22 protein-coding genes are annotated in these 24,557 nt (G+C 60.2%); 11 read left to right on the top strand and 11 right to left on the bottom strand.

The window, feature by feature from the left end; translation table 11 throughout:
* The 3 genes from HMPREF3055_RS09530 to HMPREF3055_RS02940 form a co-directional block, all read left to right on the top strand.
* Window positions 1–267: peptidase inhibitor family I36 protein (locus HMPREF3055_RS09530; RefSeq protein ID WP_141758467.1), on the top strand; the 267-nt coding region annotated here is incomplete at its 5' end.
* Between the two features lie 67 nt (window positions 268–334).
* Window positions 335–1,150 carry a hypothetical protein gene (locus HMPREF3055_RS02945; RefSeq protein ID WP_049342002.1) on the top strand — a complete coding sequence of 272 codons (816 nt, stop codon included), beginning with the start codon at window positions 335–337 and terminating at the stop codon, window positions 1,148–1,150.
* Between the two features lie 87 nt (window positions 1,151–1,237).
* On the top strand, window positions 1,238–2,050 hold the full coding sequence (locus HMPREF3055_RS02940; RefSeq protein ID WP_049338604.1) for a hypothetical protein: 813 nt from the start codon (window positions 1,238–1,240) through the stop codon (window positions 2,048–2,050).
* 231 nt (window positions 2,051–2,281) lie between these two features.
* Here the strand turns inward: HMPREF3055_RS02940 and HMPREF3055_RS02935 are convergent, their stop codons facing one another.
* The 3 genes from HMPREF3055_RS02935 to HMPREF3055_RS02925 form a co-directional block, all read right to left on the bottom strand.
* Window positions 2,282–3,334, bottom strand: a complete 1,053-nt coding sequence (locus tag HMPREF3055_RS02935) for an ornithine cyclodeaminase (protein ID WP_005504242.1) — start codon at window positions 3,332–3,334, stop codon at window positions 2,282–2,284.
* Between the two features lie 298 nt (window positions 3,335–3,632).
* Complete coding sequence (locus tag HMPREF3055_RS02930; protein WP_070633593.1) at window positions 3,633–5,228, bottom strand: amino acid permease; 1,596 nt, start codon at window positions 5,226–5,228, stop codon at window positions 3,633–3,635.
* Window positions 5,229–5,533: 305 nt separating this feature from the next.
* Window positions 5,534–5,920, bottom strand: a complete 387-nt coding sequence (locus HMPREF3055_RS02925) for a cobalamin ABC transporter ATPase (RefSeq protein WP_070737854.1) — start codon at window positions 5,918–5,920, stop codon at window positions 5,534–5,536.
* 263 nt (window positions 5,921–6,183) lie between these two features.
* Here HMPREF3055_RS02925 and fbaA point away from each other — a divergent pair, with 263 nt between their 5' ends.
* A complete protein-coding gene (fbaA, locus tag HMPREF3055_RS02920; protein ID WP_005507927.1) occupies window positions 6,184–7,209 on the top strand; it encodes a class II fructose-bisphosphate aldolase in 1,026 nt (341 codons plus the stop codon).
* A gap of 165 nt (window positions 7,210–7,374) precedes the next feature.
* Here fbaA and HMPREF3055_RS02915 read toward each other — a convergent pair whose 3' ends face one another.
* Window positions 7,375–7,962 (bottom strand): arsenic metallochaperone ArsD family protein, encoded by a 588-nt coding sequence (locus HMPREF3055_RS02915; RefSeq protein ID WP_070737851.1) that lies wholly within the window; start codon window positions 7,960–7,962, stop codon window positions 7,375–7,377.
* A 338-nt stretch (window positions 7,963–8,300) separates the two neighbouring features.
* Here HMPREF3055_RS02915 and HMPREF3055_RS02910 point away from each other — a divergent pair, with 338 nt between their 5' ends.
* The 3 genes from HMPREF3055_RS02910 (at window position 8,301) to HMPREF3055_RS02900 (ending at window position 12,840) form a co-directional block, all read left to right on the top strand.
* The gene (locus HMPREF3055_RS02910; RefSeq protein ID WP_049326797.1) at window positions 8,301–8,813 is read left to right on the top strand and encodes a PTS sugar transporter subunit IIA; all 513 of its coding nucleotides are present in this window, start codon (window positions 8,301–8,303) and stop codon (window positions 8,811–8,813) included.
* A 391-nt stretch (window positions 8,814–9,204) separates the two neighbouring features.
* Window positions 9,205–10,809: a glycerophosphodiester phosphodiesterase gene (locus tag HMPREF3055_RS02905; RefSeq protein WP_070737848.1), complete on the top strand. Its 1,605-nt coding sequence runs from the start codon at window positions 9,205–9,207 to the stop codon at window positions 10,807–10,809.
* 363 nt (window positions 10,810–11,172) lie between these two features.
* Window positions 11,173–12,840 carry an NAD-dependent succinate-semialdehyde dehydrogenase gene (locus HMPREF3055_RS02900; protein WP_070737845.1) on the top strand — a complete coding sequence of 556 codons (1,668 nt, stop codon included), beginning with the start codon at window positions 11,173–11,175 and terminating at the stop codon, window positions 12,838–12,840.
* A gap of 208 nt (window positions 12,841–13,048) precedes the next feature.
* Here the strand turns inward: HMPREF3055_RS02900 and HMPREF3055_RS02895 are convergent, their stop codons facing one another.
* Both HMPREF3055_RS02895 and HMPREF3055_RS02890 read right to left on the bottom strand, forming a co-directional pair.
* On the bottom strand, window positions 13,049–14,209 hold the full coding sequence (locus HMPREF3055_RS02895) for a sucrase ferredoxin (protein WP_070688745.1): 1,161 nt from the start codon (window positions 14,207–14,209) through the stop codon (window positions 13,049–13,051).
* A 113-nt stretch (window positions 14,210–14,322) separates the two neighbouring features.
* Window positions 14,323–14,946, bottom strand: coding sequence for a TetR/AcrR family transcriptional regulator (locus HMPREF3055_RS02890; protein ID WP_049338599.1), 624 nt, complete (start codon window positions 14,944–14,946; stop codon window positions 14,323–14,325).
* Window positions 14,947–15,102: 156 nt separating this feature from the next.
* Here HMPREF3055_RS02890 and HMPREF3055_RS02885 point away from each other — a divergent pair, with 156 nt between their 5' ends.
* Entirely contained in the window at window positions 15,103–16,227 is a 1,125-nt protein-coding gene (locus HMPREF3055_RS02885; RefSeq protein WP_246826880.1) for an ABC transporter permease, read from the top strand.
* Between the two features lie 151 nt (window positions 16,228–16,378).
* Here the strand turns inward: HMPREF3055_RS02885 and HMPREF3055_RS02880 are convergent, their stop codons facing one another.
* Window positions 16,379–17,206 carry a hypothetical protein gene (locus HMPREF3055_RS02880; protein WP_049347536.1) on the bottom strand — a complete coding sequence of 276 codons (828 nt, stop codon included), beginning with the start codon at window positions 17,204–17,206 and terminating at the stop codon, window positions 16,379–16,381.
* A 348-nt stretch (window positions 17,207–17,554) separates the two neighbouring features.
* On the opposite strand from HMPREF3055_RS02880, the gene HMPREF3055_RS09080 reads away from it, so the two are divergent.
* The 3 genes from HMPREF3055_RS09080 (at window position 17,555) to HMPREF3055_RS02865 (ending at window position 20,367) form a co-directional block, all read left to right on the top strand.
* Entirely contained in the window at window positions 17,555–17,947 is a 393-nt protein-coding gene (locus HMPREF3055_RS09080; protein WP_005507918.1) for an RNA-binding S4 domain-containing protein, read from the top strand.
* Window positions 17,948–18,033: 86 nt separating this feature from the next.
* On the top strand, window positions 18,034–19,497 hold the full coding sequence (locus HMPREF3055_RS02870; RefSeq protein ID WP_083318003.1) for an MATE family efflux transporter: 1,464 nt from the start codon (window positions 18,034–18,036) through the stop codon (window positions 19,495–19,497).
* A gap of 213 nt (window positions 19,498–19,710) precedes the next feature.
* On the top strand, window positions 19,711–20,367 hold the full coding sequence (locus HMPREF3055_RS02865; RefSeq protein WP_070737834.1) for an NAD(P)H-dependent oxidoreductase: 657 nt from the start codon (window positions 19,711–19,713) through the stop codon (window positions 20,365–20,367).
* A 206-nt stretch (window positions 20,368–20,573) separates the two neighbouring features.
* Here HMPREF3055_RS02865 and HMPREF3055_RS02860 read toward each other — a convergent pair whose 3' ends face one another.
* The 4 genes from HMPREF3055_RS02860 to HMPREF3055_RS02845 form a co-directional block, all read right to left on the bottom strand.
* Window positions 20,574–22,973, bottom strand: a complete 2,400-nt coding sequence (locus HMPREF3055_RS02860; RefSeq protein ID WP_256387798.1) for a heavy metal translocating P-type ATPase — start codon at window positions 22,971–22,973, stop codon at window positions 20,574–20,576.
* A gap of 297 nt (window positions 22,974–23,270) precedes the next feature.
* The gene (locus HMPREF3055_RS02855; protein WP_049341993.1) at window positions 23,271–23,657 is read right to left on the bottom strand and encodes a hypothetical protein; all 387 of its coding nucleotides are present in this window, start codon (window positions 23,655–23,657) and stop codon (window positions 23,271–23,273) included.
* Between the two features lie 29 nt (window positions 23,658–23,686).
* Window positions 23,687–23,902 (bottom strand): heavy-metal-associated domain-containing protein, encoded by a 216-nt coding sequence (locus tag HMPREF3055_RS02850; RefSeq protein WP_044150011.1) that lies wholly within the window; start codon window positions 23,900–23,902, stop codon window positions 23,687–23,689.
* A gap of 63 nt (window positions 23,903–23,965) precedes the next feature.
* Window positions 23,966–24,391 carry a metal-sensitive transcriptional regulator gene (locus HMPREF3055_RS02845; protein ID WP_070737831.1) on the bottom strand — a complete coding sequence of 142 codons (426 nt, stop codon included), beginning with the start codon at window positions 24,389–24,391 and terminating at the stop codon, window positions 23,966–23,968.
* Between the last annotated feature and the right edge of the window lie 166 nt (window positions 24,392–24,557).

The raw sequence follows: 24,557 nt of genomic DNA, 5'->3' as shown, positions 1-24,557 counted from the left end.
ACTTTCTATTCGGATGCCAATTTCCTTGGGCCCCGTATGGAAACTGAGGGGACGACCCATTTGGATTGGATGAGTGACCGTGCATCTTCATTGCATTCTGGTGGGTGTCGGTGGCACTATTACGAAGACATTAATCACAGGGGTCGAAATTTTGAATCTTCTTCCGACCTCAACTATCTTCGCGGTCTAAGCCATGCGGGTCTCCATTGGGGCGAGACTTGGGATGATCGTATTAGTTCTGTTTACAAGGTAAACTGCCGCTGGTAATTGTGATGGAGGAGCCCAATGTTTGTGGGCTCCTCCTGACTTTCTTGATTGAAAGGAGTTGGTAACAATGAAGAAATCTTCTGCCCTACTCGCCTGCTTTGCTTTAGCTTTAAGTTCCTGTGCCGCTGCGCCTAAGGATACTAGCCTCAAAGCCCAGCTGGATTTTGAAAATAACTATATTACTCTTCCCCTCGACGAATACGATATGAGTGACCAGGCCGAAGATATAACATATAGGGCGTATTTGTTGATTCTTAAAGAGTGCTATGCGAAAAAAGGATACGATTTTGAAATTCTAGAAAACGGCTTGGTTTCTGGCAACGCCTCCCAGTACGGCTCCTGGAACGTGAAGCATGCGGCGAATCATTTTACGTCCATCCAAGTCAGAGATGAGCAGGAAAGGATTTATAAGAGCATCCCTGAAGACGTCAGGGCCAGCTGCCGCGAAGAGCATCGGGAAGAACTGGATATGCTCTATTTTGATGAGGATGATGAGAAAAAGTACCGCCCCGTCGAGCGTATCCGTAGTGAAGCGTACATGCGTGCGCAGGCTGACCCTGAATGGAAGAAAGCCCGCTCAGATTGGTGGGACTGTCAGCGTCAGGAAGGGTTGACGCCTCGCACCGGGGACGGTGAATGGACGAGCAAAGAAACGGCCAGTCTGAATGCTGATGATCCCAAAGTGTTGGAGGAGGTTATCCGCCTGGCAACCATTGAAGCTCAATGTAGCGAGAAGGTGAGGTTGGCCCAGCGTCTGGGTGATCTTGAGGCGTCTTATCAGGGGCCTTTGATTGAGAAGAATCAGGCGCTGCTGAATGAATTGAAGGCTGAACGTGATGCGAAGATAGCGAAGGCGCGCGAAATTATTGCCACCCACCAGTAGATATCAGCAACAAGCAGATAGCATCCCTTGGGATAATTGGGGTAACTCCGTTTGAATGCTACAACGAGGTATGGAGGAGGAAAGCCTATGCGTAAGGCTCTCTCTGCGGTAACAGTATTCTGCCTGCTGGGGGCGTGCGTATCCTGCTCCAACAGTGCCGAGCGGGACACCTCACGAAAAGCTGTTCTCGATTATTCAAAGAACTACATACACCTTCCACTGGACGAGTATGCCTTCGATGAACTAACAATCCGTACGGTGAGCACGGCGTGGCACACGCTCATGTCCGAATGCTACGCGCACCACGGGCAGTCCTACGCTGTGCCCTCAATAGACACCCCGCAACCCGGGGGGCTATACGGCAACTGGAACGTCGAGTACGCCAAAAAGTACGGGTACTCCCAGAAGGAATCCCGAGGCCCAGACGATTCAGCATCAGACGACATCAACGCCCGGTGCCAAGAAGAGGTGAAAACCGCATTCTCTGACGTCGAACTGGACGAAAAAGAATACCGGTTTGTAGGAGAGCTAAACTCACAGGCATACACCTACGCCTCCCAAACCGATGAGTGGAAAAATATTCGCTCAGAATGGTGGACCTGCCTGCGTGAACGCAGACTAACCCCCAGGGAAGGAGAGAGCGACTGGATGTCCGAAGAAAGCGCACATCTCATGACCTCCTCCCAAGGCAACGAAGAAGCTAAGCCGGAGGAAATCCGCCTCGCAACCATCGAAGCGGAATGTAACCAGAAGGTGGGTATGGCTCAGCGTCTGGGTGATATTGAAGCGTCCTATCAGGGGCCTTTGATTGAGAAGAACCAGGCGAAGCTCAACCAGCTGAAAGAGGAGAAAGAAAAGCGTGTAGCGAAGGCGCGTGAAATCATCGCCACCCACCAGTAGCCACACCCGCTGAAGGGTAGAACGGGTGAACCAGCCGCAGAATGCTCACAAGTTGCCCATAAGAAAATCCGCGCACAAGAATCCGTGCATACGAAAATTTCATAAGAAGGAGCCGGGGAGTGTCACCACTCCCCGGCCCTCACTTTATTCACTCTCAACCTCGCAGCCTCCGCTGGCGCACCTTACAGGCCCACCAGCTCAAGGCTACTCAGCGTCAGGTTACTTAGCCCTTTAGCCCACCGGAACGTTAACGTTCACCAGCGAGTACAGATCCTTCGGATCATCCGGGCTAGCAACCAGGTCAATGAACTGCTGCAGGTCGGTGTCCTGCGTAGCCGCACGGGCATAACGCAGACCCGAGAAGTCAGCAATCGCGAAGCCCACCGAATCAAACAGGGTAATCTGCTCATCCGACACGCGGCCCGGCTCCTCACCGGTCAGAACCTTCCAGAACTCCACCACCGGGAAGTCCGGGTCCTTCTGCTGAATCTCGCCCTCAATGCGGGTCTGCGGCGGGAACTCAACAAACACAGTGGAGCGGTCCAGAATTTCGCTTTCCAGCTCAGTCTTGCCGGGGCAGTCGCCACCAATAGCGTTCAGGTGCACGCCGGGCTTTACCTGGCGGTCCAGCAGAACCTTCGCCTGCTGCTTATCGGCGGTGCAGGTGGTAATAATGTCGGCACCCTCAACAGCCTCATCCACGTCCTTAGCCAGGTGGATGCGGAAGCCCAGCGGCTCCAGGTTACGGCGGAACTTCTCCATCGCGTGCGGGTCAACGTCGTAGACGGACAGGTCCTCAATGCCGAGCACAGCGCGCATACCCAGCGCCTGGAACTCAGACTGCGAGCCGGTACCAATCATTGCCATCTTCTTCGAATCCTTGCGTGCCAGGTGCTTAGCAACCATGGCGGACACGCCAGCGGTACGCAGCGCGGTCAGCAGGGTCATCTCAGCCAGGAACACCGGGTAGCCGTTGTCCACGTCAGCGAGCAGACCGAACGCGGTCACGGTCTGGAAGCCGCGTGCCGGGTTCGACGGGTGGCCGTTCACGTACTTGAAGGAGTAGGTGATGTTATCGGAGGTGGGCATCAGCTCAATCACACCGAAGGGGGTGTGGGAGGCGACGCGCGGAATCTTGTCGAAGCTCTGCCACTTCTTGAAGTCTTCTTCGAGGAAGTCGACCATGCCGGCAATGATGTTGCCTACGCCGTCCTTCTGAATCCACTTCGCCATCGAGGCGACGTCAACAAATTCCACCGCGTGTGCGCTAGGACGTTCAGTCATGATTTTCTCCTTTGAATATCTGCACAAAACTTCTTTGTGCATCTGGTGGTCACTGCGGATATCTATTATCTCAAAATATATTGCAGGACACACCGTATTAGAAATGCTGTAGATATGTACTTTGCTTTATGTATTACACGGATGTAATACGGAACGAACACGAAAAGACGTGCAGGGAGGGGGGTTCTAGAGTCTAGAGCTCCTAGAGCCTAGATCTCCTAGAGTCTAGGGCTAGGGTCTAGAACCCCCTCATTCGCCTTCGCCGGGATATTACCGGGATTACAGGCAACCGGTCGGGTTAGCTACCCTTCGGGTTGTCCTCGTCCTCAAGGTCACCCAGGTCAATGTGGGTACGAGGCTCCGAAACGAGCTTCTTCACCACGGGGCGGGCAGCAATCACGGGCACGGAACCGGTGTAGCCTTCACGGACGCGAGCAATCTCGTTGACGCGGTCACGAACCGTGTACCAGCCGATAATCAGCAGCGGGATAACCAGCAACAGCGATGCCAGGGTGTAGGTGCCGACCGGGTAATCCAGTGCCATCAGCACCAGCACAACAGCCAGGAAGACCATCACAGCCCAGTCGCTGAAACGACCGCCGGGTGCACGGTAGTTGGGGCGCTTGTACTTGCCCTCGCCGACCAGCTTCAGGTACTTCTGGTGCGACATTGCGATAGCCGCCCAGCTAGCCATGGTGCCCACCGAGGCGATGTTCAGCACGACCTCGAACGCCTGCTCGGGAACGAAGAAGTTCAGCACAACACCGAAGAGGCCAATCACACCGGTCAGCAGAATACCTGCCACCGGAACGCCGGAGCGGGACACCTTAGTGGTGAACTTCGGTGCCGAACCTGCAACACCCATCGAGTGGAGGATACGACCGGTGGAGTACAGGCCAGCGTTCAGCGAGGAAGCAGCCGCGGTAATAACGACCAGCTGCATAATCGGTGCGGTGCCTTGAATACCGATAGCGTCGAAGAAGGTCACGAACGGCGACTCTGCGTCCTTGTATGCGGTGTAGGGCATGAGCAGGCAGAGCAGAACCACGGAACCAACGTAGAAGATCGCAATACGCCAAATCACGGTGTTGATAGCGCGGGGGATAACCTTCTCAACGTTCTTGGTTTCACCACTGGTGGTGCCGACCAGCTCAATACCGGCGTAGGCGAACACAACGCCCTGAACCACGATAAGAGCGGGAAGAATACCGTTGGGGAAGAAGCCGTCATTGGCTGCAATAAGGCTCAGGCCGGGGGTGACGCCGTTGATGGGTTCACCGAAGACCAGGTACCAGATACCTACCGCCATGAAGGACAGCAGGGCAAGAATCTTAATGAGCGCGAACCAGAATTCCAGCTCACCGAAGAGCTTCACGGAGATGAGGTTCAGAGCCACAGTGACGATAACGACGATGAATGCGCTGAGCCACTGGGGAATATCTGCGAAGAACTGGTTGTATCGACCGAACCAGCTGATGTAGATAGCGATAGCGGTGGCGTCTGCAACGGCGGTCATTGCCCAGTTCAGCCAGTACAGCCATCCGGATACGAATGCGGCCTTTTCGCCGTAGAATTCGCGGGTGTAAGAGACGAAGGAGCCCGAGGAAGGGCGGTGAAGGATCAGCTCGCCGAGGGCTCGAAGGATCAGGTAGCCGAAGAAGCCGATGACGGCGTAGATGACGGCGAGCATGGGGCCTGCGTCCTGCAGGCGGCTACCGGTGCCCAGGAACAGGCCGGTACCAATAGCAGAACCGATGGCGATCATCTGGAGCTGACGTGCGCCAAGCCCCTTGTGGAAGCCTTCCTGTTCGTGTGCGAACGGGTCGTCTGTGGGGGGCTTAGTGTACTGATCCGCTGCAGAAGTCTGCGGGTTCTTGTTCGGTGAGGTGCTCACGCTATACCTCCTTGGATAGTTACGTCTGAAGCACGTGCTACACGAAATGTGGTTGGGAACACGTCTGCGGGTTGTAATGACTATAGCACGGTAATTTAGGTAATATAACTCGCATCACGTAACAATTTATATACATATAATGCATATCTTATAAATATATTTGGTTCATGTTGTATTGTGTGGTTTTCATTGTTTTGTGAAATAGATTAATTGAACCCTGAGTCCAAAAAATCAATTATCCCACCACCGCACAGCACAAGAGCACCCACAACGGGGTGCTCTCACAACCTATTCAAAACGGGGACTTAGCCCTCCATCAGGCGGTCAATCTTCGCCCGCAACGCGCGCTCACGACGATTCAACCACCACCAGCTCGGCCAACGCATCAACGACTTACGGCCCACCTGCACGACCGAGGGGAGCTTCGCCTCCGCAAGCGCCACATCAATCTCGTGGTCACTCGCGCCCTCATCACGCATTTTCTCCATCAATTCAAGGGATTTCGCCATATCGCCATGCCCCAAAACATGCCGACTCTTACGATCCAGAACCTCATCCAACTGCGCGCGCACCGGGGCAATAGCCGCCGCATTCGGATGCTCACGCTCAGCACGACGCTGCGCCTGGCGGGCACGCTTCTCACGTTTCGCGTCGAGCTGTTTCGGATTATTTTTAGCGCTCGCCTTGCTCATGGGAGGTTCCTTTCGTCGCGTCTGGGTGATGTGTACGCTGGCCTGCGCGCACAGAAGACATCAAGTCATTAACACCTCTACTTTACCGCGGTAATTCGCGGAAATTTCGCTGTAGTAAACCCAAAAAAACCCACAAAAAATTAACGATAAATAAGTCGTATCTTGGTAAAATAGTGCGAGTAGGAGGCGTCTCGCGCGCCAACAAAATATGGTGAACCGGCCCAGCATCGGTAACCGGTCGCATCTATCCAAGGAGTCAGCATATGGCTATTGCAACCCCCGAAGTTTACGCAGAAATGCTGCAGACCGCGAAGGAAAAGGGCTTCGCGTACCCCGCAGTGAACGTGACCTCCTCCCAGACCCTGAACGCTGCAATCCGCGGCTTCGCAGAGGCTGGCTCGGACGGCATCATCCAGGCATCCACCGGTGGTGCAGCATACTGGTCCGGCGCTTCCAAGAAGGACATGGTCGTTGGCTCCCTGGCCTTCGCAGCATACGCACGCGAAGTTGCTAAGCAGTACGACGTGAACATTGCACTGCACACCGATCACTGCCCCAAGGACAAGCTGGACGGCTTCGTCCTGCCCCTGCTGGCAGAGTCCGAGAAGGCTGTTGCTCGCGGTGAAGACCCCATCTTCAACTCCCACATGTGGGACGGCTCCGCAATCGACCTGGACGAGAACCTGAAGATCGCTGCTGAGCTGATCGAGCGTACCTCCAAGGCAAACATCGTGCTTGAGGTTGAGATCGGTGCCGTTGGTGGCGAGGAAGACGGCGTTGAAGGCGCTATCGACGACTCCCTGTACACCACCGTTGCAGACGCAATCAAGACCGTTGAGGCAATCGGCCTGGGCGAGAAGGGCACCTACATGGCTGCTCTGACCTTCGGTAACGTTCACGGCGTGTACAAGCCCGGTAACGTTCACCTGCGCCCCGAGCTGCTCAAGGAAATCCAGACCGAGGTCGGCGCTAAGTACGGCAAGGGCGACAAGCCCTTCTACCTGGTCTTCCACGGTGGCTCCGGCTCCACCGAGCAGGAGATTGCAGACGCAGTGTCCTACGGTGTTATCAAGATGAACATCGACACCGACACCCAGTACGCATTCACCCGCCCCGTTGCTGGCCACATGTTCAGCAACTACGACGGTGTGCTGAAGGTTGACGGCGAGGTCGGCAACAAGAAGACCTACGACCCCCGCGTTTGGGGTGCAGCTGCAGAGGCAGGCATGGCCGCACGCGTGGTCGAGGCTTGCCAGCAGCTCGGTTCCGTCGGTACCTCCATCAAGTAAGGTACTGTTCGCCCGCCGCAGCGCCTATAGTCGCTGCCGGGTGTGAACCTAAGCTTCGTTAAGCGAAAGCGGTGCCCGCTTCCTCAATGTGAGGAGGCGGGCACCGCTCTTTGTGTATGTAGCTAGAACCGGGTGAGCCGGGCGCTCATTGCCGGCAGGGGCGGTTTACTTGCCGCCGCAGCCGCAACCACCGCATCCGCAGCCGCCGGACTTCACAGCCACCGAACCGGAGGTGGGGATACCGTCGCCGGTGTCGCCACCCATGAGGTTCACGCGGTTACCGATCTCGGGGCCGCCGACCGGCTGGGGCGCCTTACCCGCCAGGGTCGCCGCGAAACCGGCGGGCTCCGCCAGAGGGCTCAGGTTCGGGATCATCGACGCCGCCGGGGAGCCGGAGGGGCCGCACGCAGCCGCTGCCGCGTTCGCCTTCGGCTGGGCGACCAGGTGGGCGCGCGCAAAACGCTTAATCTGCTCGGCGGTCGGGTACGCGAAGGACACCTTCACCTCACCGTTGACCAGCATGAGCGGCAGAACCTCGATGCCGTTCATCTCAATCTGCTCCGCCACCGGTGCGCACTCTTCGAAGGCGGAAGGGTAGGAGTCGGTGGAGTACACCTCAATGTCCACGCCCGAATCCAGCGCCTCCTGCGCGGCGCCCAGGAACTCAGAGCGCTCCATATCCTGCGGATCCTCCGGGTTCTCGCCGGGGCCCGGAATAAATACTTCAAGAACGGTCTCAGCCGCTTCAGTCATCAGTTTCAGCCTTTTCTCTCTTATGGGCACCGGCTCGGGGGAGGGGTGCCAGTCCTTCACTAAGTGTACTCGGGACCTCAAGAGTGCAGAAGTGTGAGTTGAAGTTCCAGATTTGCGGAATATTTGCAGAATTCGAGTCGAATGACCCTTAGCTCGTGAGCTACGGGTTTAGGTGTTGTATTCTGAGTGCATATGCACCGGAGTGTGCGAACCCTGCAAATCAGGCAGGCGTCGCCCGGTGTGAAACCAAGAAGGCAACGACGCCCGCATCCGACGCGGACGCATCAGCGCTACAAATACACGCTATTCATAGCGCCACACGACCAAAAGGAGCATATATGTTCGGTTTCGGCAAGAAGAAGAAGGAAGCTGCCGCACAGGAAGCATCGTCCGCAGACGTCTACGTCGCACCTGCTACCGGCGAGTACCTGCCGCTGAGCGAAGTCTCCGACCCCGTTTTCTCTCAGGGCGTTATGGGCGACGGCTACGCAGTGAACCCCACCGCAGGCACCATCGTCGCACCCGTTGCAGGCACCATCGCACTGATTCAGGACACCCTGCACGCATTCATGCTCCGCACCGAAAACGGCGGCGAGGTACTGGTCCATATCGGTATCGACACCGTTGAGCTCGGTGGCGACGGCTTCACCAAGATTGCTAACGTAGGTGACAAGGTTGAGGCTGGCGCACCCATCATCGAGGTCGACTGGGCAGCTATCGAGGGTCGTATCCCCTCCAAGGAAACCATGGTGATGATCACCAACACCGCAAAGTTCAACATCTCCAAGGACTCTGAGGCACGCCGCCCCGTCGCAGCCGGTGACCGCGTCGCTCAGGCATCCAAGAAGTAAGCTGAACCAGCGAAAATAGCTCAGCTTCAACAGCGGTGAAAAACCTGCGAAAAATGTTTTAACGCAAAAGGTCGCGTCCTGTAGGCTCAATCGGGCTGTAGGCGCGGCCTTTTTCGTTACACGAGAAATTTTTTAACGCCGCATGAAATGCCGCTATTAAAAGCGGCGGAAAAGGAGGAACACATTCACCCGCATTACACCGCGGGTAAGAATGAGGCGCACATAATACCCTATTTTCCTGTAAACGCAGTGAATCACCGATAAAAAATCGTTATCCTACTTAGAGTTGTAGTTTGAGTTGAGAGAATCCGGACCCTCAGCTATAAACCAAAACTTCAATGAACAACCACACACATTACGCTCAACTCATAAAAGAAAAAGGACTACTACGGTGACTGCATTCCCGAAGACCTCTAAGAATCTGAGCCGCCGCGGCTTCATCGGTGCCTCCGCACTGGCACCCGCCGCCCTCATGCTCCAGGCAGGCGAAGCCCACGCCGCAGCCAACACCCGCGCACAGCTCGCGGCAGTACACAGCGGCTCCCCCGCACATCAGTTGCTCTACAAGACCGATGAATTCTTCATCGCCCACCGCGGTGCCGGCAACATCAGCCCCGAGCATACCGCCTACGCCTACGCAGAGTCCGTACGCCGCGGCGCCCTCGCCGTCGAAATTTCCGTACGCACCACCAGCGACGGCCAGTTCGTCTGCATGCACGACACCAACATCAAGCGCACCACCGGCGCATCCATGGACGTGCGCGGCCACACCCTCGCCGAACTGCGCCAGCACAAGGTCAACATGCGCAAGAACCTGGGCGAAAAGACCGACCTGTACAACATCCCCACCCTCGAAGAAGCCATCGCAGCCGTTGACGCCGTACCCGCAGGCGGCGAATATGCCTCCGTCGGCGGCAAGAAGGTCGTACTGTTCCTCGAAGCGAAGGACGGCCCCGCACAGGCAGGCCTCGTCAAGTTCATCACCGAACGCGGCCTGCAGCGCCGCACCGTCATCAAGATGTACCGTGACGGCAGCGGCGGCTTCAAGCCCACCTCCCGCTACCTGAAGCTTGCCAACTCCGCAGGCTGTGCCACCTGGTGCTACTTCGACGGCGGCGACCCCATCGATAAGATTTCCGCAATGGCACGCCACGAAAACGTGGACGCCATCGGCGTACCCTACTACGAGAAGCCGACCGGCGCTTCCCAGGGCTCCATGAGCGAGGAGAACGTACGCGCCCTCACCGGCCTCGGCAAGGCAGTCATCGTCTGGGAAATCCACCGCCGCTCCGCCTACGAAAAGTACAAGGCACTGGGCGTGAAGGGCTTCATGTGCCCCGACCCCTACTGGGTAATCGGTGACCCCTTCGACTCCAGCGTGAAGATTAAGACCGGCCAGCGTCCCCACGGCATGCTGCCCGCCGACCCCTCCGTCGCAGCGGACATGCCCGACCTGACCGGCACCGCCATCGTGCACAACCAGCGCTACGACGAATCCGTACTGCTCGGCCCGCTGGCGAACTACACCACCCGCGAAAAGTACACCCTCGACTTCTCCATGAAGTGGACCGGCGCACTGCCGAAGCAGGATGGTCACTACGGCTACATTGCGTTCGGTCGCGAACACGACGGCGCCTTCGGCATCGGCAAGAAGTTCGCCGCAAACCAGGAAGACGGCACCTACGTGCTCGCCATCCGCCCCAACTACCGCGGCGGCTCCGTAGCGCAGATCCTCTGCTTCGAACCCAACCAGGCAAGCCCGCGCGTACTGCACACCATGAAGCTGCGCCAGAAGGTCACCACCGGCCAGGCACTGAACTGCAAGATCGTGCTGAACAAGAACAGCTTCTACTACACGGTCAACGGCCAGTACTCCAGCCCCATCAACCACAGCGCCTACCGCGGCCCGTACGTACACTTCGGCCGCTTCCACGGCACCAACGATGGCGGTCCTCTGGAGCTGACTCGAATCGAGGCACGCCAGTCCTGGATTTGAGAGAACCGGTGGGCCTAGTCCACCAGGTCCGACTCGCCGCCCGCTAAGCGGCGAGAGCACGGGTACCGGGCAGAGCGGATGCAACACCGAGCATCCCTTCCGGGCAACGCCTTCCATAATCCCCAGCTAGGACTCGCGCGCTGAGCGAGAATCCACCTGAAGGGGGTCGTATCCACAGTGGATGCGGCCCCCTTCGGCGTGCCCTCGGTCTTTTGGGTGGGGAGAGTGCGAGCGGGGACGTGTAGGGGCGCGGGACGTATAGATGGGGTGTGGGGCAGGTTCGAGGGGTAGGGGAGCGTGCGGGACTAGAATTAAAAGCGTCAGAGTCGACCGCACCGGCCGCCCCAACCCGAAAGGCACGCCATGACCACCTCACCCGAAAGCTCCGCCGCCGAGAGTTCCGCTTCCGCAAAGCCCGCCGCGAAATCCGCCCAGCTGCGAGGCCGCACCGAACCGCACATGCAAAGCATCAACATGCCGCAGCGCGAACCCATTGACCCCTACGAGCGGCCCTCCTACCCCTTCTTCTACGTGCCCACTGACCTGCTTATCGGCGGCAGCTGGGTCACCGGCGACAACGGGTCCTTCCCCGTGCACAACCCCTCCTGCGGCCAAATCCTCGCGCACGTCGCCGACGCCAGCGTCGAACAAGGCATCGAAGCACTCGACGCCGCCTGCGACGCCCGCACCTCATGGGCGGCAACCAGCGCCCGCGAACGCGCCGACATCCTCAACCGCGCCTACACGCTCATGACGCAGCGCACCGAAGTCATCGCCCGGCTCATGACCCTCGAAATGGGCAAGCCCCTCGACCAGTCCCGCGGCGAAGTCGCCTACGCGGCAAACTACCTGCGCTGGTACGCCGAAGAAGCCGCCCGCAACTTCGGCCGCACCGGCCTCGCCCCCGAATCCGGCCTGCAGATCACCACCGTACGCCGCCCCGTGGGCCCCTGCCTGCTGATTACCCCCTGGAACTTCCCGCTCGCCATGGCGGCACGCAAGGTCGCCCCGGCGCTCGCGGCGGGCTGCACCGCAGTGCTCAAGCCCGCCTCTCTGACTCCGCTCAGCTCCCTGTACTTCGCGTCCCTGATGCGTGAGGCGGGCCTGCCGGACGGCGTGCTGAACGTGGTGACCACCTCCCGCACCAGCGAGGTTGTCTCGGCGCTGATGGCTGATGAGCGCCTACGGAAGGTCTCGTTCACCGGCTCCACCGCCGTGGGCCGCACCCTGCTCGCGCAGGCCTCGCAGAACGTTCTGCGCACCTCCATGGAGCTGGGCGGTAACGCCCCGTTCATTGTCTTTGAGGATGCGGACATCCCCGCCGCCGTGGAGGGCGCCTACGCGGCGAAGATGAGGAACATGGGCGAGGCGTGCACCGCCGCCAACCGATTCATCGTGCACGAGGACATTGCTGAAGAGTTCACCCGCGCCTTCGTGGAGCGTATGGAGGCGACCGTCGTGGGTGACGGAACCGTCGACGGAACCGACTGCGGACCGCTAATTCAACCTTCAGCGGTTGAATCCATGCTTTTTATGGTCGAAGACGCCCTGGGCAAGGGCGCGCTCCTTGCCTGCGGCGGGTACGTTCCCGAGCTTGAGGAGAACGTTCCGAGCGATACCGGCGGCATGCCCAAGAACCTGAACAAGGGCAACTTCGTGACCCCCACCGTGCTGACCGGCGTGACCGATTCGATGCGGGTGTGGCGTGAAGAAATTTTCGGGCCCGTCGCCCCGATTGCCACGTTCGGCGGCTACGGTGAGGAGGGCGAACGCACCGCCCTGAAGCTCGCCAACGACACCGAGTACGGCCTGGCGGCATACGTGTACACGAGCAACCACCCGCGCTTTACGCGCATGGCGGCTGGTCTGGAGTTTGGCCTGATCGGTTACAACTCCGGCGTTATCTCGAACGCTGCGGCACCCTTTGGCGGCGTGAAGCAGTCCGGTATGGGTCGCGAGGGCGGCCCCGAGGGTCTGGAGGAATACACCGAGCTGCAGTACATCGGCGCGCCGAACCCGTTCGCCGGATAAGCCTGTTTGCCGGGTACGGCGGGATGCCGACTGCGACGAACCCTGGACACGGCGAACTTTGGATACAGCGAAGCCCCGGCGGGTACACGAGAAAGGTGCCCGCAGGGGCTTTACGCTGTCTACATCATGCGCGGGTGCTAGAACTGGCTCTGCCTAGAGCTGGGGCAGGAGTTATAGCTGGCACGGGGCTTGTATCTGGTGCAGGGGGTTATAGCTGGCGCAGCGCGAGCAGCTCGCGGCTGAAAGCATCCGCGGGACCCTTGCCGCACGAGTTGGGGCGCGGCTCAAGGGCGACCCGCTCGAAGAAGGTGACCCAGGTGCGTCCGTCGGTGTGGGAGGTGAGTGCCGCCTCCAGAGTGGGGTGTTCGGAGAAATCTTTAGGCGAGAACGCCGCAAAAAATTCAGGGGAGAACTCATTGCTTGTCTCGACGTTCATATCGATGCCCGCCTCGCGGAGCGCAATGAGCGCCTCTGTTGCCGATGTTTCACGTGAAACCAAACCTCCAGAGGTTACTTCTTCACCCTTTTTCTCCAGTTCGAGGCGTACGGCAACCTCCGCCGCCTGCTCCACCGGAGTATCCGTGCTGCGGCCTCGCAGACCGTGCAGTGATGGAATGGAACGACCCGCCAGCGACAGGTACGCAGCCAGCGCCGAAGGCTCCGAGAGGCGACCGTAGGTGTAGCCGGTGGGCAGCATAATGCCGACCGGGGCAAAGCGGTGGCCGCCCGTATGCGAGCACTCCCAGACCGCATTACCCGGCAGGATATCCGCCAGGTGCGCCGCAATGGGGCGACCGCGCAGGGCACAGCAGCGGTCACGCTTGGAGTGGGTGCATACGAGAATGGCGGGGGAATCCATGAGCTCCGCGCCGGTCGCCTGAATCAACTCCTGGGGGTTGCCCAGGGGTAGTTCGAGGAGCTGTTCGGGGGTGCTCACGCTGAACGAGTAGAGCTTCTCCTCACCCGGGGTGCAGAGCGCGTAGAGTACCCGGTGGGTCGGGTCGCCGGATGCATCCGGCGCGCCGTGCAGTACACGCCCTGCCCTGCCCACCTGGCGGATCAGCAGGAACTTCAAACCCGCCTGCGAGACTGCCTCGCCCAACGCCTCCGAAAGTTCCTCACCGAGGGCGGAGCCGTCCAGCACGTCGCGACCCCACTGGCCCACGTGCTCGAGCGCCAGCCAGGCGGTGGCGCGTCCGGCGGTGCCGCCGAGCGCCTCGTCGTCGTAGAGGGAGCAGGAGTCTGCCGGGATGCTCGTGGCGTGGGTGCGGGAGGAGAGCTCGTCCGCGTGCGCGGCACGCAGATTCTTCAGCTCTGCGGGGTTGTCGGCGCGCGGCTCAGGGGTTGCGGGGGTGCAGGATTCAGTCATAGTTCCTCGATTCTACGCCTGCAGGATGTGAATGACTTATGTTGCCCCTGCGCGGTCTAAATGCTGAAAAACAACCGTCTAAGGGTGATTTTTGGGGACTATCGGTCGGTCAACTACTCAGGAAGAAGCGCTAAAGCGACGCGGTAGAGGTGGTCCTTTTCCTTGGGGTTACCGAAGAAGGAGCGGAGCATGTAGCCCTGGAAAATCATCATGAAGGCGTCCGCAGTATCGCGGGCGTAGTCGGTGATGAGCGCCTCCTGCTCGGGGGTGCGCTGCGCCGGGTCGGGGTTGATTTCGTGCAGAACGCGTAGCTGTTCGGCCGCCCAGGGGGTGAGGGTCTTTACGATGATGCCCTGCAATAGGGGCATGATGTTCGCGGTTGCCCTGGCGATTTCGGGCGCGTGGAGCGATTCAAGGCGGATGCGCAGCATGGCGGAGAAGTTCTCGTTAACCATCTGGTTGGTGTAGATGATTTCGAGAATGTCCTGGGGTCCGGCGCCTTCGGGGAGTGTTTCGTAGAGCTTTTTGATGTTTTCGAGGCGTTCGTTGATGGCGGTGGTGAGGATGTCTTCTTTGCCGGAGAAGTGCGAGTAGATGGATCCGGAGGACAGCCCGGAGGCTTTGATGATGTCGCTCATGGAGGTGTTGGTGTAGCCCTTTTCGAGGAAGCAGCTAACGGCGGCTTCGATGATTTGGGCTCGGCGTGCGGCTTTGGTGGCGTCTGTTAGTCGGGGCATGGTTCCAGTTTAGGGAGTGGGCACAAAACTTACAAACGCAATGGAAGTTCTTTTTGTGACTTTACAAACAAAATAGCTATTTTGTTTGCACTCGGTAAAAATCGAGAGTAGAGTTCTGACTCGTAAACGAAATAAGCATTTTGTTTGGAGATTGTCATGAACAACGAAACCACCACCGCACGCACCGAGCGCTCCTCCTGGATCAAGGTCATCAGCACCTCCCTGCTGGCATCCCTACTTGTCGCGGTCGTTATCCTCGCCTTCACCTGGCCCACCAAGACTATGGAAGCCAAGAACCTGCCCGTCTCCATCGCGGGCCCCGAGGTAACCGTCAGCCAGTTCGAACAGTCCCTCAAAGACAAGGGCATCGAGACCTTCGAACTGAAGCAGGCATCATCCCGCGAAGAGGCCGAGCAGCAGATCAAGCAGCGCGAAACCTACGGCGCAATCGTTTTCACCGAAGGTGCCGCACCCGAGGTGCTGACCGCCCCCGCCGCGAACGCCGCAGCAACCCAGATGCTCAACGGCGTTGCTACCCAGCTGAACGCGCAGATTCAGCAGAAGGTACTCGCCGCCAAGACCGAGGCACTCACCCAGGCGGTGCAGGCCGGCGGTGAGCAGGGTGCGCAAGCCGCCGCCCAGCTGGAGCAGATGAAGGCGCAGGCCGAGCAGGCATCCGCCATGGCTGTGAAGACCACCGCCGTGGTGCCCCTGAGCGAGGGTGACTCCTCCGGTTCCGGTATCGCTATCTCCGCGTTCCCGCTGGTCATTGGCGGTATTTTGGGCGGTTCGTTCTCAGCCCTGCGCGTGAACGGCACCTGGCGCCGCTTCGCCACCGCAACCCTGTACGCCGTCATCGCCGGTGCGCTGACCGCCCTGATTCTGAGCACCTGGTTCGGTTTCATCCCCGGTGACTTCGCAACCCTGTGGGCCGCATTCGGCGCAACCTACCTGGCTACCGCATCCTTCATGATCGGTATGGGTGCCCTGCTGGTTCCCGCCGCTGGCCTGGGTCTGGGCGCCGTGGTGACCATGTTCATCGGTAACCCCATTTCGGGTGCGTCCATGCCGAGCGTGTTCCTGCCCGGTGTGTGGGGTCAGATCGGTCAGATGATGGTGCCGGGTGCTTCCTCGACTCTGCTGCGTTCGATTGCGTACTTCCCGGAGGCTGCAACGAGCGACCAGTGGCTGGTGCTTGGTTTCTGGATTGCGTTCGGTCTGCTCGCCGGTGTCATCGGCTGGGCTCTCAAGGAGCGCCGCACCGCAACGGTGGAGGCATAACCACCGCGGGTTAGGCCGCCGGTACAACGTAGCCGACACAATATAGCCGGCACAATATAGCCGGTGCAACGTAAGAAGGGTGCGTGCCGTGTTCACTGAACACGGCACACACCCTTTCGGCATACCGACTATTACCGAGTGCTATTCGCTGTTACTGGTTGTCGAGGACGTACTGTTTGAACTGCTCGTCCCGGCGTTTGAATTCCTTGAGCTCATTCTCCAGAGCAGCCTGGTTCTTGGCGACGAGCGGCTTCTGGTACTGCGCCTCCAGGTCGTAGAGCTTCTGCGAACGGCCTACATCCTGATTGCATTGCGCCTGGATAGTGGCGATTCGAATTTCTTCTTCGGAGGCGACGGTGCTCTGACGAATATTCTTTTCTTCCTTAACGGTCACCTCACTATCGGGGGTGAGGCCCTTGTCCTTGACGCATCGCTTCCACTCGTCGTCGAGAGATTTTTTGAGTTGCCTATCGCCTGCGGCATTTCGGGCGTCGGTCTCCAAACGCGTAAACGTGCTGCTTCCGAAGGGTATCTCTCCAATTTGCTTCATCTCATCGACGGCGCGCTGATAGCATTCGGTGCGGACATCCTTCCCGGGGTCGGATGAGGCGGCAGGGGAGGAGAGGTCCAGCGTATTTGAGTCTTCGCGCTCGTGGAGGCCGTATTTTTGGGCGTGCTCAACGTTCCAGATCCCGTAGGTTCTGCCGAGGTTCCTGCCGGATCCTTCGGTGGGGACGAACATCTCGTAGTGTTGCCCGTGTTCGGCAAAGCACTTTTTGCGGGCGAGCTCAAGGGCTTTGGTGAAGTATTCGCCCTTGCCGGCGGTGTTGTATGCGTCCAGAGGCAGGATCACCCGGTCATTTTCTGTGTCGAAGATTGCTCGGGCGCTTTCATCCTTCTCCAACGTGGGACCGAAGGAGCAAGAAGACAGCACAGTGCTGATGAGGGCAGCCGCCAGAAGCTTTTTCAAAGCTGACATGGTGTATATCCAATCTGTTACGGGGAGCCCGTGGCGTCGCGGCCACAACCCCCCCCCGTAGACCACGCGAACTAGGTGGCCTTGAGAACACTTCTTGAGAAGGTGACTTAACAATACCCCTAGTGGATGCGGGTTTGTGCTCAATAGGGAGGTGCGTGCAATAGAAAATTTTCTGCCGCGTGGCGGGTTAGGTGCCGGTTGCGGAGCGGTTCGGCGAAGCCATGATGGAACCCCGCCGAAACCCCGGCAAAAATACGGTGGAATCACTGCGAAAACTGTGGAGAGACAGGACGCGCAGGCGGGTGCACCTGATTTGGTGCCCCGCCCGCCTCGCGCCACAATGAACACATGACCGCAGAAGACACCAACGCACTGACCAGCGCCAGGCTCGACCTCTGGCTCTGGTCAGTGCGCATCTTTAAAACCCGCTCCCTCGCCGCCGACGAATGCAAAGGCGGCCACGTGCGCGTCAACGACGCCCCCGCCAAACCCTCCCAAAAACTCAAAAAAGGCGACGTGGTGCGTGTTCGCTACCCCGGCTGGGAACGCGTCTTCAAAGTTGAAAAACTCCTCGTCAAACGCGTAGGCGCGCCCATCGCCGTCACCTGCTACGAAGACCTCTCCGGCCCGCGCCCCGCCTACCTCTCCATGCCCCCGGTCGCCAAACGCGAACGAGGCAGCGGCCGCCCCACCAAGAAGGAACGCCGCGCCCTCGACGAACTGCGCGGCCGAGGCGCCTAACCGCGCATCTCGCACACCTATCTCGCAGAGTGCGCCCCACCCCGCGCGCAGACACCCGCCGCCGCAGCGGGGAGTAGCCTAGAAGGATGAGCACACAGAAGCACCCGAATACTGAACCCGGCGGCACCGAACTCGGCGCGCTCGCTAAAAATGCCGCGAATACCGCCGCGAGCCCCAGCGCCAATGCCGCCGCCAACACCGCCGAACCTTCGCTGAACCGGCGCATCCTCGTCCTCGCCGTACCCGCCTTCGGCGCGCTCATCGCCGAACCCATCTTTGTGCTCACCGACTCCGCCCTCATCGGCCAACTCGGCAAGGCAGAACTCGCGGGCATGAGCATCGCCGCCACGCTCGTCACCACGGTCGTGGGCCTCATGAACTTCCTCGCCTACTCCGTCACGCCCGCCGTGGCGCGCGCCTTCGGCGAGAAGAACCTGCGCCGCGCCTGGCAGATCGGTGTGGACGGCGTGTGGGTCGCCTTCGGCCTCGGCATGCTCCTCATGATCGCCGGATACGCCTTCGCAGACCCGCTGCTGCGCGGCCTCGGCGCGACCGACGAAACCATGAGCTACGCCCTCGACTACCTGCACCACTCACTCTGGGGTATTCCGCCGATGATGATTATCCTCGCGCAGGTCGGCACGCTCCGCGGGCTGCAAGACACCGTCACCCCGCTCAAAGTCGCCACGGTCGGCACGCTTGTGAACATTGTGCTGAACTGGCTGCTCATCTACCCGGTCGGCTGGGGCGTTGCCGGTTCGGCGACCGGCACCTCCCTCACCCAGTGGGGCATGGCTGCCGCGCTCGGTGTGGTCATGATGCGCGGCACCCGCGAACACTCCGTCCCCTGGGCACCTGACGTAACCGGCATGCGTTCGGTGCTCTCGCTCGGCTCCTGGCTCATGCTGCGCACCCTGTCCATGCGCATCGCCTCCCTGCTGACCGTGTTCGTCGTGGCACGATTCGGCACCGAACACACCGCCGCATACCAGCTCGGCATGGGCGTATTTAACCTCTTCCTCTACGCCTTGGACTCCCTCGCCATCGCCGCCCAGGCGCTACTCGGCAAGGAACTCGGCGAACGCGACCTCAACGTAGAATCCGAACGTGCGAAGGTGCGCCAGCTGAAAAACCGGCTGCTCCGCATGAGCCTCATCTACGGCGTCATCACCGGCCTGATCTGCCCTCTCATCGGCTTCTTCGGTTCCTGGCTGTTCACTAAGGATGCGCAGGTGGCGTTCCTCTTCACCATCGCCACCGTCATCATCGCCCTCGGCCAGCCCATCGCCGCGTACGTGTTCACCCTGGATGGCATCCTCATGGGCGCGCAGGACGTGAAATACCTGGCAATTGGCTGCTTCATCATGCTCGTGATGTACGTGCCCGTCATGCTCGGCCTGCACTGGGCGGTCGGCGCCGGCACCATGGATGCGCTCGCCGGGTATTGCGGCTTGTGGGCGGCGTATATTCTGTACTTCCAGGGAATCCGCGCGGTCATTTTTGGTCGCCGCGCCTCCTCGGATGTGTGGATGAAAGCCGGTGCCGAGTAGGGGCATCATAGGAGGTGCTGGGCAGGTGCGCTCTGGGCGCCTTGGGTACCAGCCCACCGGCTTCGTACACCCTGTAATACGACACCGGCAATACGGTCCCGCCGCTCGCGGGCGTATTTCCTGCAGGCGTAACTAATCACATTTTCCGCCGCCCGCACCCTCCGCGGGTGTGGCATGACAGGGTAATGAAACCCTCATGCAAAGGATGAAACCGTGACCGTAACCCGCGAAGAAGCCCTCGAAATTTTCGCCCGCCGCCGCGCAACCCGCGCCTACGACCCCGACCGCCGCGTCAGCGACGAAGACTTCGCCGCAATCCTCGAATTTGCGCGCCTGTCGCCCAGCTCCGTCGGCACCGAGCCGTGGAAGTTCCTGGTCATCCAGGACCCCGAACTGCGCGAAAAGCTCAAGCCGATCGCCTGGGGCATGGCGGGCGCCCTCGACGACGCAAGCCACCTGGTCGTACTGCTGGCGAAGAAGGGCCTGCGCTACGACACCCCGTGGATGCGCCGCACCCTCGAAGGCCGCAACCTCACCGAGGAGCAGATGCAGGCCGCACTCGAGCGCTACGGCAACTTCCAGAAGAACGACATGAAGGTCCTGGAAAGCGACCGCGCGCTCTTCGACTGGGCCTCCAAGCAGACCTACATCGCCCTGGGCAACATGATGACCGGCGCCGCAATGCTCGGCATCGACTCCTGCCCCATTGAGGGTATGAACTACGAGGCAGTGAACGAGCTGCTCACTTCTGCCGGCCTGTTCGACCCGGAGGAGTACGGCGTGTCCGTTGCTGTGACCTTCGGTTACCGTGCCCGCGAGATTGCCCCGAAGAGCCGCCGCTCCATTGAGGACCTGGTCACCTGGGCGTAAGGTTCTGTCGGGCTCTCGGCGAGGTGTTCAAGCCGCCGCCCGTGAAAACTAAATATAAAGAAATGCACCGCCTTTACACGGGCGGTGCATTTCTTTATATCTTTTACCGTGCGAAAAGCACGGCGAGATATGCTTTTGAATTTTTCGTTTGAAATCGCGCGGTTTGAAATCGCACGCGGCAATTCATTCTGTACAACGGCAGGGCGCTACTTCCTAAACGCCGTCAGACGCATAGAATTCAGCACCACAAACACCGAACTAAACGCCATAGCCGCACCCGCAATCATCGGGTTCAGCAGGCCCGCCACGGCGACCGGAATAGCCACCGTATTGTAGGCGAACGCCCAGAACAGGTTCGACTTAATGGTGCGCAGCGTAGCGCGGGAGAGACGCAGTGCCGTCACCACCGAAGCAACATCCGAACGGGTCAGCACAATATCTGCTGCCTCCGCGGCAACGTCCGTGCCCGAACCCATCGCAATGCCCAGCTCAGCAAGAGCCAGCGCCGGGGCGTCATTCACGCCGTCGCCGACCATCGCCACGCGGTGACCGGCAGCCTGCAACTTCTCAATCACCTGCGACTTACCCTCCGGGGTCACGCCGGCGTACACGTTCTCAGCCGAAATACCGACCTGCGAGGCGACCGCCTGCGCAACCTGCGGGGCGTCACCGGTCAGCAGGATCGGCTCCAGGCCGAGCTCACGCAGCTGTGCCATGGTCTCTGCAGCCTCCGGCTTGGGGGTGTCGGCAACCGAAATCATGCCGACCGGCTGCAGAGAGGAGGTGGTGTTCGGGGCCTCATCAGGTGCCTCACCGCGGGCAACCACCACGGTCGTCAGACCCGCCCGGCGAGCCTGATCCAGCAGAGCCAACTGGCCCTCACTCAGCTGCGCACCTGCCGCCTGCAGGTACTCGGGAGTACCCACAACAACCAGTCGGGAGGCGCCATTCTCGGTGCTTTCCTTGGCATCGTCACCCGCGCCGCTCAGCACGCCGCGCACGCCTCCGGGAACACCCTCAAAGCCGCTCACACTCGGCGCCGAAGCACCCTCAGCCAGCACACCCTGCTCACGGGCAAAACCGGCAATCGCGCGGGCAATCGGGTGCTCACTCAGCGCCTCCACGGCGGCGGCATCACGCAGAACAGACAGGGAACGCTCATTCTTGGAATCTGCGGATTCCGGCGAAATACCGGCAAAGTCACCCGCCGACTCATAGTCGTCAAAAGTGCCGTAGAACGCCACAGACATCTCACCAGTCGTCACGGTACCGGTCTTATCCAGAACCACACGATCAACCGTGCTCGTCGCCTCCAGCACCTGCGCATTACGAATCAAAATGCCCAACTGCCAGCCGCGACCCGTACCCGCCAGCAGCGCCGTCGGAGTCGCCAAACCCAAGGCGCACGGGCACGCCACCACCAGCACCGACACCGCCGCATTAAACGCCGCAGCACCATCACCAGACACCAGCCACCAACCGATCAGAGTCAGCGCCGAAATCGCCAAAATCACCGGCACAAACACTGCAGAAACACGGTCTGCCAGACGAGCAATCGGAGCCTTCGTCTCCTGCGCGCTCGCCACCAGCTCACCCATCTTCGCCAGAGTCGTCTCAGCGCCCACGCGGGTCGCACGCACCGTCAACGAACCAGACGTATTCACCGTCGCACCCGTGACCGCATCACCCGGATGCACCTCAACCGGCACGGACTCGCCGGTCAGCAGGGACGCATCCACCGCGGAGGTACCCTCGACCACCACGCCGTCCGTGGCAATCTTCTCGCCCGGGCGCACCAGGAACAGGTCATCCGGCATGAGGTCCTCCACCGGAACCTGCACCTGCTTGGTCACGCCCTGCTTATCGGTGCGCAGCAGGGTCGCCTCCTTCGCGCCCATGCTCAGCAGGGTGCGCAGCGCATCCGAGGAGCGGTGGCGGGTGCGGTGCTCAATTGCGCGGCCAATCAGCAGGAACAGCGTCACCATGGACGCCGAATCGAAGTACAGCGGCGCATGGTGGCCGGTAAACATCGACCAGAAGCTGCCGCCCGCATGGTGCACGTGCGCCGTCAACGCCGGGTTCATGAGCAGCTGCGCCAGCGAATAGAAGTACGCCACGACCACGCCGAGGGACACGAGCGTATCCATCGTGGAGGAGCCGTGACGGGCATTGATGAGCGCGGCGCGGTGGAACGGCGCAGCACACCAAAACGCAACCGGCGCAGTCAGAACCGCCACAACCCAACCCCAATTCGGGAACTGGAACGACGGGAACATCGAAATCAAGAAAATCGGCACACCCAAAATCGCCGCATAAATAATGCGGTCAGTGAAGCCGCCGTTCATGCTCGGGGTGCTGTGCTGGTTGCCGCCGCCGGATGCGCTCGCATCAGTCGCGGCGCCCACGCGCGGGCCGTTTTTGAGGTGCGCCTTGTAGCCGGCGTTGTTGATGGTCTCAACAATCTGCTCGTCGCTCACGCCCTCGGGTACGATGACGCGCGCGGACTCCAGCGGCAGGTTCACCGCCGGGTCAACGCCGGGGATTTTGCGGAGCTTACGCTCCACGCGGCCCACGCAGGATGCGCAGGTCATGCCCTGAATGTCCACGTGGATAATTCGGGTTGACTCCGTTGATTTTGCGGTCGTTCCGGCAGGATTAAAAAGAGAGCGCTCACTCTGTGATGAGGTCTCGCGGGTGCTTGTTGAAGGCAGTGTAGAAGACACAATACTTCCTCAAAAATAAAAACGGAGGGTAGAAAAAAGGTACACCAAGCCGGGGGAGGGGCCCCGAAGGACCCCGCCCCGGCGGTGTTTGGCGCAATGTTTAGGGTGCGCCGTCGAGAGCGCGCGAGAGTGAAAACCGCGAGGCTGTGAAAGTGGCGGCGCGAGTAATGCTGCCGCGGCTTAGTGGTCGCCGGGCAGCCCATCCGGCCTGCTCGTATGCGGGCGAATACCGGTCACCTTCGCGCCACGATCAGACACACCGTAGGCACGTTTCACGGTAGCCCGCGGGAACGGCGAAGCGTTCGCCTTCTCGCGCGCCTTCACGCCCTGCTCGTGCTCGGCGGAACGCTTATTCGCGCTCGTGCCGCTACGTCGCGCGGCGCCGGACGCATCTTCACGCGCCGTATATTCGGGGCTCTGCTTCACCCACGAATCGACCAGCGCCGCATCCAGATTCATCTGCCTGGCAACGCGGGCAATCGCGTCGCGCAGGTGCATGTTTTCGGCGCCGACAAGGGTGCGGACCGCGCCAACAACCATCGCAATGTACTGCGGAGGGTAAGCCATGATGACTCCTAATCGAGCCGGCTGCCGTGCTAGACGGCGGGGGTGAAGCCAGCCTCGACGATGGCGTCTGCGACAGCCTGAGTGTTGAGGGTGCCCTCGTGCTCAATGGTCACGGTGGAGACGCCGTCCTTGACGACGTCCACGGTCACGCCGGTCACGCCGGGAACTTCGCTGACCTCTTCGCTGACGCTCATAGCGCAGTGGTTGCAGGTCAGGCCGGTTGCCTTAACGGTGGTGGTGCTCATGATGATTTCCTTTCGGTAATGGGTTGAAAACTTGGGTCCGCCCGGTGTTTAGGGGCAGCGTGTTTAGCTGCGCATGAGGCGGGAGATCGCGGCGGTTGCCTCTTTGACCTTGGCTTCTGCGATGGTCGGGTCGCCGGTGCGTTCGGATTCGACGGCGGCGCCGGTCACGCAATGGCCGATATGCTCTTCGAGCAGGTTCAGGGAGACGGCGTGGAGCGCCTTGGAGACCGCGGCAACCTGGGTGAGGATGTCGATGCAGTATTTATCTTCGTCGACCATGCGGGCGATGCCGCGGACCTGCCCTTCGATGCGGCGCAGGCGCTTGAGGTGCGCCTCTTTGTTGGAGGTGTAGCCGTGCTGGGTTTCGGGTGCCTCGCCGCCGCAGCATGCGCCGGTGTGCGCCTCGGTGGGCTCCTCAGTGGGGGCGCCGGATGCGGTGCTGACCTGGTTGGATGTGCTGTGGCAGCACTGGTTGCTAGTGGTTTCCATGACTCCAGTATATACCCTAGGGGGGTATCTCGCAAGGGGGTGTTACGGGTTGTGACGCGGTGAGGGTGCGGGGGCTCGTCGATAGGGGGATTCTTCGATAGGTTACGGCCCTTTCGATAGGTTAGTGTCTTCACTGCGGGTTAAAGACCCACGGCGAAGACACTAA

It is taken from the genome of Rothia sp. HMSC061C12 (assembly GCF_001815755.1).
In the GTDB taxonomy this organism is placed as follows: Bacteria; Actinomycetota; Actinomycetes; order Actinomycetales; family Micrococcaceae; genus Rothia; species Rothia mucilaginosa.
This window is presented reverse-complemented; position numbering and strand designations above follow the sequence as displayed.

Bases quoted from the DNA above. Each gene is read 5' to 3' on its own strand.
- HMPREF3055_RS02945 (WP_049342002.1), top strand. From the start codon at position 335: ATGAAGAAATCTTCTGCCCTACTCGCCTGCTTTGCTTTAGCTTTAAGT.
- HMPREF3055_RS02940 (WP_049338604.1), top strand. From the start codon at position 1,238: ATGCGTAAGGCTCTCTCTGCGGTAACAGTATTCTGCCTGCTGGGGGCG.
- HMPREF3055_RS02935 (WP_005504242.1), bottom strand. From the start codon at position 3,334: ATGACTGAACGTCCTAGCGCACACGCGGTGGAATTTGTTGACGTCGCC.
- HMPREF3055_RS02925 (WP_070737854.1), bottom strand. From the start codon at position 5,920: ATGAGCAAGGCGAGCGCTAAAAATAATCCGAAACAGCTCGACGCGAAA.
- fbaA (WP_005507927.1), top strand. From the start codon at position 6,184: ATGGCTATTGCAACCCCCGAAGTTTACGCAGAAATGCTGCAGACCGCG.
- HMPREF3055_RS02915 (WP_070737851.1), bottom strand. From the start codon at position 7,962: ATGACTGAAGCGGCTGAGACCGTTCTTGAAGTATTTATTCCGGGCCCC.
- HMPREF3055_RS02910 (WP_049326797.1), top strand. From the start codon at position 8,301: ATGTTCGGTTTCGGCAAGAAGAAGAAGGAAGCTGCCGCACAGGAAGCA.
- HMPREF3055_RS02900 (WP_070737845.1), top strand. From the start codon at position 11,173: ATGACCACCTCACCCGAAAGCTCCGCCGCCGAGAGTTCCGCTTCCGCA.
- HMPREF3055_RS02895 (WP_070688745.1), bottom strand. From the start codon at position 14,209: ATGACTGAATCCTGCACCCCCGCAACCCCTGAGCCGCGCGCCGACAAC.
- HMPREF3055_RS02890 (WP_049338599.1), bottom strand. From the start codon at position 14,946: ATGCCCCGACTAACAGACGCCACCAAAGCCGCACGCCGAGCCCAAATC.
- HMPREF3055_RS02885 (WP_246826880.1), top strand. From the start codon at position 15,103: ATGAACAACGAAACCACCACCGCACGCACCGAGCGCTCCTCCTGGATC.
- HMPREF3055_RS02880 (WP_049347536.1), bottom strand. From the start codon at position 17,206: ATGTCAGCTTTGAAAAAGCTTCTGGCGGCTGCCCTCATCAGCACTGTG.
- HMPREF3055_RS09080 (WP_005507918.1), top strand. From the start codon at position 17,555: ATGACCGCAGAAGACACCAACGCACTGACCAGCGCCAGGCTCGACCTC.
- HMPREF3055_RS02870 (WP_083318003.1), top strand. From the start codon at position 18,034: ATGAGCACACAGAAGCACCCGAATACTGAACCCGGCGGCACCGAACTC.
- HMPREF3055_RS02855 (WP_049341993.1), bottom strand. From the start codon at position 23,657: ATGGCTTACCCTCCGCAGTACATTGCGATGGTTGTTGGCGCGGTCCGC.
- HMPREF3055_RS02850 (WP_044150011.1), bottom strand. From the start codon at position 23,902: ATGAGCACCACCACCGTTAAGGCAACCGGCCTGACCTGCAACCACTGC.
- HMPREF3055_RS02845 (WP_070737831.1), bottom strand. From the start codon at position 24,391: ATGGAAACCACTAGCAACCAGTGCTGCCACAGCACATCCAACCAGGTC.